Source organism: Kocuria sp. JC486 (assembly GCF_011602805.1).
In the GTDB taxonomy this organism is placed as follows: domain Bacteria; phylum Actinomycetota; class Actinomycetes; order Actinomycetales; family Micrococcaceae; genus Kocuria; species Kocuria soli.
Genome location: NZ_JAAOZS010000009.1, coordinates 14,350 through 25,729, shown reverse-complemented (window position 1 = coordinate 25,729; position 11,380 = coordinate 14,350). Strand labels below are relative to the sequence as shown.

9 protein-coding genes and 1 tRNA gene are annotated in these 11,380 nt (G+C 66.2%); 5 read left to right on the top strand and 5 right to left on the bottom strand.

Annotated features, from left to right (window positions below; genetic code table 11):
- Positions 1–78: 78 nt before the first annotated feature.
- Both GWK18_RS06415 and GWK18_RS06410 read right to left on the bottom strand, forming a co-directional pair.
- A complete protein-coding gene (locus GWK18_RS06415; protein WP_166833993.1) occupies positions 79–1,161 on the bottom strand; it encodes a peptidoglycan bridge formation glycyltransferase FemA/FemB family protein in 1,083 nt (360 codons plus the stop codon).
- Positions 1,162–1,369: 208 nt separating this feature from the next.
- Positions 1,370–2,158 carry a DeoR/GlpR family DNA-binding transcription regulator gene (locus GWK18_RS06410; RefSeq protein ID WP_123826607.1) on the bottom strand — a complete coding sequence of 263 codons (789 nt, stop codon included), beginning with the start codon at positions 2,156–2,158 and terminating at the stop codon, positions 1,370–1,372.
- Between the two features lie 250 nt (positions 2,159–2,408).
- Between GWK18_RS06410 and GWK18_RS06405 the strand changes: the two genes are divergently transcribed.
- The 3 genes from GWK18_RS06405 (at position 2,409) to GWK18_RS06395 (ending at position 6,873) form a co-directional block, all read left to right on the top strand.
- Positions 2,409–4,169, top strand: coding sequence for an ABC transporter ATP-binding protein (locus tag GWK18_RS06405; RefSeq protein ID WP_166833991.1), 1,761 nt, complete (start codon positions 2,409–2,411; stop codon positions 4,167–4,169).
- Positions 4,166–6,163, top strand: coding sequence for an ABC transporter ATP-binding protein (locus GWK18_RS06400; RefSeq protein ID WP_166833990.1), 1,998 nt, complete (start codon positions 4,166–4,168; stop codon positions 6,161–6,163). Before GWK18_RS06405 ends, GWK18_RS06400 begins: the two co-directional genes overlap by 4 nt.
- 107 nt (positions 6,164–6,270) lie before the next feature.
- A complete protein-coding gene (locus GWK18_RS06395; protein WP_123826610.1) occupies positions 6,271–6,873 on the top strand; it encodes a TIGR03085 family metal-binding protein in 603 nt (200 codons plus the stop codon).
- 132 nt (positions 6,874–7,005) lie between these two features.
- Here GWK18_RS06395 and GWK18_RS06390 read toward each other — a convergent pair.
- Both GWK18_RS06390 and GWK18_RS06385 read right to left on the bottom strand, forming a co-directional pair.
- Positions 7,006–7,081: transfer RNA gene (locus GWK18_RS06390), tRNA-Thr, on the bottom strand.
- A 116-nt stretch (positions 7,082–7,197) separates the two neighbouring features.
- Positions 7,198–8,061 carry a thioredoxin domain-containing protein gene (locus GWK18_RS06385; RefSeq protein WP_166833988.1) on the bottom strand — a complete coding sequence of 288 codons (864 nt, stop codon included), beginning with the start codon at positions 8,059–8,061 and terminating at the stop codon, positions 7,198–7,200.
- 300 nt (positions 8,062–8,361) lie between these two features.
- Between GWK18_RS06385 and GWK18_RS06380 the strand changes: the two genes are divergently transcribed.
- Both GWK18_RS06380 and otsB read left to right on the top strand, forming a co-directional pair.
- Positions 8,362–9,954: a trehalose-6-phosphate synthase gene (locus GWK18_RS06380; protein ID WP_348535860.1), complete on the top strand. Its 1,593-nt coding sequence runs from the start codon at positions 8,362–8,364 to the stop codon at positions 9,952–9,954.
- On the top strand, positions 9,954–10,814 hold the full coding sequence (gene otsB / locus GWK18_RS06375; RefSeq protein ID WP_166833986.1) for a trehalose-phosphatase: 861 nt from the start codon (positions 9,954–9,956) through the stop codon (positions 10,812–10,814). The genes GWK18_RS06380 and otsB overlap by 1 nt, the downstream gene beginning before the upstream one ends.
- Here the strand turns inward: otsB and GWK18_RS06370 are convergent.
- Entirely contained in the window at positions 10,799–11,365 is a 567-nt protein-coding gene (locus tag GWK18_RS06370; protein ID WP_166833984.1) for a dihydrofolate reductase family protein, read from the bottom strand. The two genes, otsB and GWK18_RS06370, sit on opposite strands and share 16 nt — an antisense overlap.
- Positions 11,366–11,380 lie beyond the last annotated feature (15 nt).

Below are 11,380 nucleotides of genomic sequence, written 5' to 3'. Positions count from 1 at the left end.
ATCACCGAACCCGGCACGGGACGTGCCGGGCACCGGGCGAGGACGGTCGACCCGAAACGGCCGACTCAGTAGGTCGACTCAGTAGAAGGGCTCATGCTTGGAACGGACCCACAGCTGACGCATGACCTTCTCCGCCAGTTTGTTCCAGAGCGCCACCTTGGCGGGGCTGATCTCCTGGTCCCAGACGCCCACGTAGTCGATGACCTCCTTGGTGAAGGCGGTCTTGAACAGCCCCAGCCCGTAGAGGGGGTGCTCCTCGTTCTTGAGTTCGTCCGACGGCGGCGTTCCGCACAGGTCATAGTCGATGATGCCGTAGTCGTTCTTGAGGTCGTTGATGACCCTCCACTGCAGCAGGTGACCGTCGCCGCGCTGCTTACGCCGCGGCTTGGACCCGCCGTCCTTGTAGGTACCGTGCCGCCCGTAGTTGACGACGAACGCGCCCATCGACGGCTCGCCGTCCTCGTGGACGAAGTACAACCGGCCCTGGCCCGCTTCGGCGAAGTTCGTCCAGAACTTCCGGTAGTACTCGTAGGGCCGCAGCGTGATGTTCGCTTCGCCCTGCCCCACCGTGTTCATGAGGGCGAACATGGTCTTCATGTTCTCCTCGGTGAGTTCCACCCGTTCAACCGGGGTGCCCTCGCGCTCGGCACGGCGCAACATGTTGCGGCCCTTGGACTTCATGCCGGCCATGATCTCGTCCGGCTCACGGTCCGTGTCCAGCAGCGCCGTGTGGTCGTTGGGCTGGATGTCGAAGGACTTGGTCAGCCCGGCGGCAGTGAGAGTCTGCTGGGCCTCCTCACCGGCCAGGAACACGGGTTCGTACTTGACCAGGAAGACGTTCTTGGCGCTCTCCCGGATGAAGGCCTCCGTGGCCTTGGTGAACCCCACCAGGTCGTTGAGGACCTCCACGGAGGGGCCACGCACGATGTACCAGACCCGCCCCACCACGGGCACGGACTTCTCCAGGGCCAAGGTGTAGACGGGCTGCGACCCGTCGTCGGGTTCGTGGACCAGGTGAACGGGCCGCCAGCCGTGGTGCTTCTTGACGTCCGCGTAGGAGGCGGACTGCAGCATGTCACCGCCGCGGGGATTCGCCTGGACGTGGGTGTCCCAGTCCGCGACTTCCTGCGGCGTCGCAAAGCGTGCGGTGAACTCTCGCAAAGTGCTCTCTCCCGTTTCCGATGTCTGTGCTCCGAGTGTCTGTGCTCCGCGATCCGGCGCTGAGACCCGGCGTCGGGATCCCGAGGCCGATGCGCCAAGGTGGCGGATCCAGACAGGTTGCTCAGCAGTTACCGTACCGGCTTCCCCGCAGGACTCACCGTCTTGGCGGGGCATCGGCGGCTGTGATTCTCACCGTCCGTGGGCGGTGTCAGGCCACGATCACCTCGACGCCGCCCTCCTCCAGGGCCGCGGCCAGGGGACCCGTGGGGGCCGCGTCCGTGATGAGTGCGTCCACCTGGGTGAAGGTTGCGAACCGCGCCAGGTTCTCGTGGTTGTGCTTTTCTGCATCGCACAGGACCACCACCTTGCGGGCCGAATTGACGATCGCCGTCTTGACGGCAGCCTCGGGCAGTTCAGGGGTGGAGAAGCCGAAACCCGCGGCCACGCCGTTGCACCCCAGGAAGGCGACGTCCGCCCGGTACCGGTTGTACTGCTCGGCGGTGAAGACCCCGGAGGCCGCCCAGGTCAAGGTGCGGACCCGTCCCCCCACGAGTTCCAGGTCGATCTCCGGCTGGTCGGCCAGCCGTCCGGCCACGTGGAGGGCATGGGTCATGACCAGCAACGACTGGTCGCTCGAACCGGTCCGCCGGGTCGCGAGCGCGTCCGCGAACGTCTCGACCGTGGATCCGGCGTCCAGGACCACGCTGGTCGCCTCGGTGTACTCGAGCAGTTCCAGTGCGGCAGCCGCGATGCGCCGCTTGGCCGGGGTCTTCAGCGTGGCCCGGCTGTCCAGGGACTGTTCCACGGAGTCCGTGCGGTCCAGGGAGACGGCGCCGCCGTGTACCCGTCGCAGCACACCTTCGGACTCGAGCGCTGCGAGATCCCGGCGTATGGTTTCCATCGTCACGGTGAACCGGCGCGCCAGATCCGCACCGCTGACGCGGCGGGTGTCTCCGACGAGTCGGGCGATTTCCGCCTGGCGTTCTTCGGCAAACATTGAGCTCCATTCCTTGTCCTGCATAGGCCAATTCTGTAGCCAGGATGACCGATTGCGGTATCACCGACCGCCATGAGAATCGGGCCTGACCGGGTCCGGGTACTTGGCGGTAGGGTTCACCTGCCCGAAAGACATCTTCCAATATCCCAAGACGCAAGCACGCAACCGCACCCACTTGCTGTCAGTTGCGGCCAGGTCCTGTCCGCTGAAGGTCCTAGTCTGATCCGCGTCCCCTAGTTCCGGAGTACCCGTGCTGCTACGTCTGATCCGCCAGTACACCGGCCGATACCTGCCCTGGGTCATCGGCGTCGTGTTGCTGCAATTGGTCGCCGCCCTGGCGATCCTGGTTCTGCCCGCTCTCAACGCGCGCATCATCGACCGGGGCATCGCTCAGGGCGACATCGGCGTGATCACGTCCACGGGCACGGTCATGCTCGGTGTGACCCTGCTGCAGGCCATCGCCTCCGTTTGCGCCGTGTACTGCGGGGCGAAGGCTGCGATGGGGACCGGGCGGGACCTCCGCCGAGCGGTCCAGCGTTCGGTGGCCCGGTTCTCGGACCGGGAGGTGGAAACCTTCGGTGCGCCGTCGTTGATCACTCGCGGAACCAACGACGTCCAGCAGGTCCAGATGTTGGTCCTCATGGGACTCAACATGATGGTCGCCGCACCGTTGATGGCCGCGGGCGGGATCATCATGGCCATCCGCGAGGACCCCGGGCTCTCCTGGCTCGTGTGGGTCTCGGTTCCGTTGCTCGCGGTGCTCATCGGTGTGATCGTGGTGCGGCTGATGCCCATGTTCCGTTCGATGCAGTCCCGGATCGACGAGATCAACGGAGTCCTGCGCGAACAGGTCGTGGGCCTGCGCGTGGTGCGGGCCTTCGTGCGGGAGGACTACGAACGCAACCGGTTCGCCACCGCCAACGACGCGCTGGCCACGGTCTCCATGCGCATCGGCGAACTGTTCGTGCTCATGTTCCCGCTCATCATGATGGTCCTGCACGTGGCCACCGCGGCCGTGGTGTGGTTCGGAGCGCACCGGATCGACGACGGTCAGCTCGAGGTCGGTGGCATGACCGCCTACATCCAGTACCTGCTGCAGATCCTCATGGCCGTGATGATGGGCGTGTTCATGCTCATGATGACGCCGCGCGCGCTGGTCTCCGCCGAACGTATCGGCGAGGTGCTGGACGCCCGCAGCACGTTGCACGAACCCACCTCCCCCGTCGTGCCGTCCGCCCGTACCGGGTTGGTCGAGTTCCGCTCGGTGGCCTACTGCTACCCGGGCGCCGAACGCCCGGTGCTCGAAGACCTGACCTTCCGCTGCGCCCCGGGCACGACGACGGCGATCATCGGCTCCACGGGGTCCGGCAAGTCCACCCTGCTGAACCTCATCCCCCGACTGGTGGACCCGACCGGTGGTGAGGTCCTGCTGGACGGAGTGGCCCTGCCGGAGTTGCCCCGGGAGGAGATCGTGAACCGAGTGGCTGCGGTGCCGCAGAAGCCGTACCTGTTTGCGGGCACCGTGGCCTCCAACCTCCGGTTCGGAAACCCCAATGCCACGGACGAGGAGCTGTGGGGAGCCCTGGAGATCGCGCAGGCGGCGGACTTCGTGCGGTGCATGCCGGAGGGCCTGAACAGCACCATCTCCCAGGGAGGAACATCGGTCTCGGGTGGCCAACGGCAGCGGTTGTGCATCGCCCGGGCTCTCGTGGCCCAGCCGTTGGTTTACCTGTTCGACGACTCCTTCTCCGCACTCGACGTGACCACGGATGCGCGGCTGCGGGCAGCCCTCAAACCGGTCACGGCTGACGCGACCGTGATCGTCGTGGCACAGCGGGTGTCCACCGTGGTCGACGCGGATCAGATTCTGGTGCTGGAACACGGACGGATCCAGGCCCGCGGAACTCACGACCAGCTCCTGGAGTCCTCCGCCACCTATCGGGAGATCGTGGAGTCCCAGTTGAACCCGCAGGAGGTCACCGTGGACGCAGCCGAGGAAGGCAACTCATGAGCCGACAGGAACAGACACCGGAGTCCCTGGAACCCGCCACGGAAGCCTCAGAGGCGGTTCCGTCGGCGTCCGCAGACCCCGACCAGGACCCAGAGGTCCTGGGTGAGGGCGTTCCCCCGGGGAAGAAGGCCAAACACTTCTGGCCCACGGCCGGCCGTATCGCGGGACTCTTTGCGGGGCACCGGGTGGGCCTGGCAACGGTCACAGCCTTCATCACGGTGTCCGTGGTGCTGGCGGTGCTTGCCCCCCAGTACCTGGGCAAGGCCACCGACGTCGTCTTCGCGGGTGTGCTGCAGCGCGACCTACCCGCGGGGACCTCGCAGGCCGAGGTGGTCTCGGGACTGCGCGCAGAGGGCAACGACTCCCTGGCCGAGGTCTTCGCGGCCATGGACCTGGTCCCCGGTGCCGGCATCGACTTCCACCGGCTGGGGGTGTTGATCCTGCTGGTGCTGGCCATGTACGCGGGATCCTCCGTCCTGGCCTGGGCGCAGGGGTGGGTGCTGAACAAGATCTCCGTGATCATCATCCGTGACCTGCGCGAGCGCGTGGAGTCCAAGCTGCACCGGCTGCCCCTGAGCTACTTCGACACCCGACGCCGCGGCGAGGTCATGTCCCGGGTCACCAACGACGTCGACAACGTACAAACCACCCTCCAGCAGACCTTCTCCACGCTGCTGGAATCCACGATGCGCGTCCTGGGCATCGTGATCATGATGTTCATCCTGTCCTGGCAACTGGCCCTGGTCGCACTGGTGGCCCTGCCCTTGTCCGCAGCGGCAGCCGGGGTGGTCGGCTCCCGCGCGCAGAAGCACTTCGGGCGGCAGTGGGCGGCAACCGGTGCGCTCAACGGTCAGATCGAGGAGGACTTCTCCGGGCATCGACTGGTCACGGTCTTCGGCCGCGAGAACGCCATGGCCGACCAGTTCGACGAACGCAACGACGAGCTGTACTCGGCGGCTTTCAGCGCCCAGTTCACCTCGGGCACGATCATGCCCATCATGCAGTTCATCAGCTGGTTGTCCTACGTGGGCATCGCGGTGGTCGGTGGGCTTCGCGTGATCTCCGGTCAGATGACCCTGGGTGCGGCCACGGCCTTCATCCAGTACTCCCGCGAGTTCACCCAGCCGCTGTCCCAGGTGGCGGGCATGGCCACCCAGTTGCAGTCCGGTGTGGCCTCTGCGGAGCGGGTCTTCGAACTCCTGGACGCCGACGAACAAGAACCAGACCCGCCGGCCATCGACCTTCCCGAACGCACGGAAGGGCGCGTCCGGTTCGACCAGGTGTCCTTCTCCTACTCGCCTGACGAGCCGCTCATCGAGGACCTCTCCTTCGAGGCGCACCCCGGGCACACCGTGGCGATCGTGGGCCCCACCGGGGCGGGAAAGACCACGCTGGTCAATCTGGTCATGCGGTTCTACGAACTGGACTCCGGACGCATCACCCTGGACGAGACGGACATCACCTCGATGACCCGGGCGCAGCTGCGCTCCCGCGTGGGCATGGTCCTTCAAGATGCCTGGCTCTTCGAAGGCACCATCCGGGAGAACATTCGGTACGGGCGCCTGGACGCCACCGACGAGGAGGTGGAAGCGGCAGCCGTCGCCACGTCCGTGGACCGCTTCGTCCGGTCCCTGCCCGACGGTTACGAGACGTTGATCGAGGACGAGGGAGACAACATCTCCGCCGGTGAACGCCAGCTGATCACGATCGCCCGCGCTTTCCTGGCCGCCCCGGCCCTGTTGATCTTGGACGAGGCGACCTCATCCGTGGACACCCGTACCGAGGTCGCCGTGCAGAAGGCCATGGCAGCGTTGCGTCAGGGGCGGACGTCGTTCGTGATCGCCCATCGACTTTCCACCATCCGGGACGCGGACACGATCCTGGTCATGAACCAGGGCCGCATCGTCGAACAGGGTGACCACGATTCCCTGTTGGCCGCCCGCGGCGCCTACTGGGACCTCTACCGCAGCCAGTTCCAGGAAGGCAAGGCCTGAGTTCCGTCACCGTGCCGATGGGGCTACCGTGGGAGACACGAGCCAGGCACGACATCCAGGCACGTCCTGGCTGACCCCACCAGCCCGCACCGGGCAGAGGAGCTACCGTGACCAACTTCGCCGTCGTCGAACGCCGCCATCTGGCCGCCTTGTTGCGTCGGGTGGGCCCCGAGGCCCCCACGCACTGCGAGGGGTGGAAGACCCGCGACCTTGCCGTGCACCTGGTCGAACGTGATTCCCGACCGGACATCCTGGTCGGCAAGTTCGCGCCCAAGCTGCCCGTCCTGGGGAAGCGCGCCAAAGCTGGCGACGACGCCCTGTACGCCCTTCCGTGGAACGAGCTGGTGGCACGGCTGGAGAAGCCCGCGCTGCTCTCCGCCGCCCGGGTCGGGCCGTTGGACAAGCGCATGAACACGGCCGAGTTCTTCGTGCACCACGAGGACGTCCGCCGCGCCCAGGAGACCTGGCACCGCAGGCAGCTCCTGCTGGACGAGGAGAAGGACCTGTGGGCTTCGCTCCAGCTCATGGCCAAGCCGCTGCTGCGCGGCGAGCAGGACTCGATCCTGCTGGTGGCCTCCGGGCACGGATCGATCAGCGCCGGCCGGGGAAAGACCAAGCGCGTCCAGCTGGTGCGCGGGAATCCCTCGGAGCTGCTGCTGTGGGCCTACGGCCGACGTGATGCCGCGGAGGTCGTGATCACGGAGGAGTGATCTAGTGATCTTTGCGGGTGACCCCGGGACCGTACCCGGGATCGAGCACCCGTTGAACGCCGAGACCCCCGGTGTGGGGCGCGATCGCTCTGATCGTGCCCCACGCCGGGGGTCTCGGCATGTGAAGCGTGGTGGAGCCCCCTACCGGATTCGAACCGATGACCTGCTGTTTACAAGGCAGCTGCTCTACCAACTGAGCTAAGGAGGCGTATTCCGTAAATGGAACCCGCCCATGATAGCGGGTGGAACCGCACGGACTCACATCGCGCACCCGCGCGGTCGGGCGCCCCACCGGACAGTGCCGGAGCGACGCCCGACGGGCGATCAGCCTTCGCTGGTGTCTTCGCCCTTCTTGGCGGCCTCGACCGTCTCGGACAGGCCCTTGCTCTGGTCCCAGACCTTGCCGTCGATCATGACGGTCGGCGTGCCGCTGACACCGTTGGCCTTGGCCACCGCGGTGGTGTAGTTGACCATGGTGCGCCACTCACCGGACTTCATGTCTTCCTCGATGTCGGCCCCGTGCTTGGCGGCGATGTCGATGATCTCCTTGTCATCAATGCCGCCGGTACCCTGGTGCTCGAACATTTCCTTCTGGAACGCAAACGCATCCTCGGTTCCGACCTGATCGGCCACGGCGTAGTACGCGTTGGCCGCGCGCGACGAGTAGTTGGTCGCGTTGTCCAGGAAGTTCACGGTCCGGTATTCAACCGTGGCGTCGCCGGACTCGACAAGCTTGGCGATGTCCTCCCCGGAAGTCTCCTCGAGCTCCGCGCAGTGGACGCAGTCAAAGTCCTGCCAGATCACGATCTGCACGGGCTCATCCGAATCAGCTGCCGTGCCGGGTTCCACGATGCCTTCCGCGTCGGGTTCCTCCGGCGGGGTCTCGGGCCCCTCGGGCACGGTGGTCACGTCGACCTCGTCGACGTCGGAGGTGTCCTTCTCCGCACCGTCCTTGGTCAGCACGATGCCGCCGTACTGGTTGGACGACGCCGGGACGGGGCCGGTATCGGCCACCTTCTGCGATCGGACCTGGAAGAACACCAGCAGTCCGATGACCAGGACGGCGACGACCAGCAGCGCGATGGCCCCGATCAGGAGCTTGCGCTGGCGCGCGTCGGATTTGGCGTGACGATCCGCGATCTGGCGCGCGTGCGCTCGAAAGTCGGACTTGTCGTTCTTGTCGGCCATAGGTCCTCTTCTGAAGTCGGTCTGGCGTCCGCGGTGGTCAGGGATCGATCCCGCCACCCGGACCGCGAGGTGCTCCCGGACCCGGCGCTTCAGCCGACACCTGCCCGGAAGGATCGTTCGCAGGCAAGGATAACGGTCTTCGTTACACAGGCTTTGCCCAGGTACTCTCCGCTTCATCCGTCTTCATCCATCGGCTTCGTTCCTTGGACCGCCAGGGGACGGCACCGACCGAAGTGGGACGCCCCCCCAATCGGCAGTAAACTGAGAATCGAACCAGGCCGTTTGCGCGAGGAGTTCACAGTGAGCCCACAAGACGCCCGGAAACCCTCCGACGAATCCGTCTACGACTTCGTCGTCGTCTCCAACCGACTGCCCGTGGACCGTGTCACGGACGCAGACGGCAACAGCACCTGGCGCCGCTCCCCCGGCGGTCTGGTGTCCGCCATGGCACCGGTCATGGCCAACAACGACGGCGCGTGGGTCGGCTGGGCGGGCGGGGCCGGTGAGCACCTGGACCCCTTCGACCATGACGTCTTCCACCTGGTTCCGGTCGAACTCTCCGCCCAGGAAGTGGAGCGGTTCTACGAAGGCTTCTCCAACGCAACCCTGTGGCCGCTGTACCACGACGTGATCGCCCCGCCCGAGTTCCACCGCACGTGGTGGAACGCCTACCGCAATGTAAACCGCCGTTTCGCCGAGTCCGCCGCGGCCACGGCTGCCCCGCGCGCCACGGTGTGGATCCAGGACTATCAGCTGCAACTCGTGCCTCGGATGCTCCGGCAGCTGCGTCCAGATCTGACCATCGGCTTCTTCGACCACATCCCGTTCCCTCCGTTGGAGATCTTCGCCCAGTTGCCGTGGCGGCGTGCGGTCCTGGAAGGACTGACAGGGGCGGATCTCATCGGATTCCAACGCCCCGGGGACGCCCAGAACTTCATGCGCTGCGTCAGGCGGCACATGGGGATCACGTTCCGGCACGGGCAGGCCGAGATCGGCCCGGAGGTCACGTCCGCGACCTTCGCCGTTCCGGACCCCGCCGTCGACCCGGAGAAGCCCGCGGCGGACACGCCGGAGGGCATGAGGTCCGCGGAGGACAGGTGGCGGCTCAAGGTCGCCGCGTACCCCATCTCGATCGATGTGGACGCCATCCGTGAGATGGCTGCCAAGCCGGAGACCAGGCAGCGAGCCCAGGAGATCCGCCAGGAACTGGGCGACCCGGAAACGGTATTCCTGGGCGTGGACCGGTTGGACTACACCAAGGGCATCCGGCACCGGATCAAGGCCTACGGTGAGCTCCTGGAGGACGGCAAACTGCGCGTCGGGCAGGACGTCATGATCCAGGTGGCCTCGCCCTCCCGCGAGCGCGTGGAGTCCTACAAAGTGCTGCGCGAGCAGGTGGAAGGCATGGTTGGTCGGCTCAACGGCCAGTTCGACACTATGGAGCACACCGCGATCCGCTACCTGCACCACGGGTACCCGTTCGCCGAGATGGTGGCCCTCTACCTGGCCACTGACGTCATGCTGGTGACGTCCTTGCGGGACGGGATGAACCTGGTGGCCAAGGAGTTCGTGGCCGCCAAGTCGGACGGAACGGGCAGGTTGGTGCTCTCCGAATTCACGGGCGCGGCCGAACAACTCAAGCAGGCCGTGCTGGTCAACCCGCACGACATCGACACGCTCAAGGAGCGGATCCTGTTGGCCAAGAACATGCCGCAGGACCAGGCCCGGCGCCGGATGCGCGCCATGCGTCGACAGGTGCTCACCCACGACGTCAACGACTGGCAGGACAAGTTCCTCACCGATCTGGCCCGTATGCGCGACGACGACGTCGATCCCCGGCTCGGCAACGAACGCTTGGAACCGGCTGCGGGCGGGTCCAGTATGGACCTGTGATGACCGAGGACTCCGCCGCAGCATCCTTGCCCGCCGAGCAGGCCGTGTCTGACGGGCCCACCGCCGTTCCCGCAGCCCTGGAGGCCGCGCTGGAGGATGCAGTACGTGCCGACCGGTTGTTGGTCGCCCTGGATTTCGACGGCACCCTCGCACCTTTCACCAAGGACCCCAAGGATTCCCGAGCCACCCCGCGCGCGGAAGCCGCACTGCAACGGCTTGCCGTGGCAGAGCACACGTGGGTGGGCATCATCTCCGGGCGCACCATGGATTTCCTGCGTTCCACGGTGGATCCGCAGCAGCGCATGTTGCTCTCCGGCTCCCACGGAGCCGAGTTCGACCTGACCGCGCTGGGGCCCGATGCCCAGCAGGTCGACATCGAGTTGTCGGCACAGCAACTCGTCACCCTGGAGCTCGCCGTCGAGGCCACTCACCGGGTCATCGAGCGCTACCCGGGATCGACGGCCGAACTCAAGCCGGCCGGGGTGTGCTTCCACACCCGCCCCATGGCGGACCAGTTGCTGTCCGACCAGGCGTTGCAGGAGATGCTTGAGGAGTACACCGCCCTGGACGGCTTGCGAATCACCCCGGGCCAACAGGTCATGGAATGCTCCGTCCTGGGAGCCACCAAGGGTGAGGGCCTGAATGCGCTGGTGGGCGCCGTGCGGGCCGACCTGGTCGTCTTCGCGGGAGACGACGTCACCGATGAGGACGCCATGCAGGAACTCCGTGCACAGGACCTGGGCATCAAGGTGGGCGACAAAGAAACCGTCGCCGCCCACCGCGTTTCCGACGTCCATGCATTGGCCGAGGTGTTGGAGCGGCTGGCGGAGCTGCGCGAACGGTCTCATTCCCGGCGATAGGTGGTGAGCACGACTCCGCCCGGCAGCTGCTCGGAGGATACCAACCGCATCGGGGTCACCCGTAACCCGGACTGGAACAACGGGACCCCGGCCCCGAGGATCACCGGGTTCACCTTGAGTTGAACCTCGTCGATCAAGTCGAACAGCTGGCCGGCCAGATCCGCACCACCGCACAACCAGATGTCGAGGCCTGGCTCAGCTTTGAGGTGTTTGATGTGACCGGCCACGTCACCCCTGAGTACGTCCATCGGCCCGTCGTTCGGCAACTCCTGGTGTGTCACGACGATTTCGCGCAGCGACGGATAGACGGTATCCATCCCGGCTTCACGTGCGGGGGCGTACGTCCGGGCACCCATCACGACGGTGTCGAACCGTCGTGGTCGACCTGTGACACCGAAAAGCTCCCGGGCCTGTGCGGGGCACGTTTCCGGATACCGCTCGAAAAGCGCCCCAACCGTGGCCGGGTTGACGGGGAACGCACTGAAGTCGCCATCCGGCGCGGCAATGTATCCATCCATGGACACAGCCACGTAGTACACGAGTTCACGCATCACAACCCATAACCA

What these genes read in the sequence shown, in the direction of transcription:
- GWK18_RS06385 (WP_166833988.1), bottom strand. Translation starts at nt 8,061, where the DNA reads ATGGCCGACAAGAACGACAAGTCCGACTTTCGAGCGCACGCGCGCCAG.
- GWK18_RS06410 (WP_123826607.1), bottom strand. Translation starts at nt 2,158, where the DNA reads ATGTTTGCCGAAGAACGCCAGGCGGAAATCGCCCGACTCGTCGGAGAC.
- GWK18_RS06370 (WP_166833984.1), bottom strand. Translation starts at nt 11,365, where the DNA reads ATGCGTGAACTCGTGTACTACGTGGCTGTGTCCATGGATGGATACATT.
- otsB (WP_166833986.1), top strand. Translation starts at nt 9,954, where the DNA reads ATGACCGAGGACTCCGCCGCAGCATCCTTGCCCGCCGAGCAGGCCGTG.
- GWK18_RS06400 (WP_166833990.1), top strand. Translation starts at nt 4,166, where the DNA reads ATGAGCCGACAGGAACAGACACCGGAGTCCCTGGAACCCGCCACGGAA.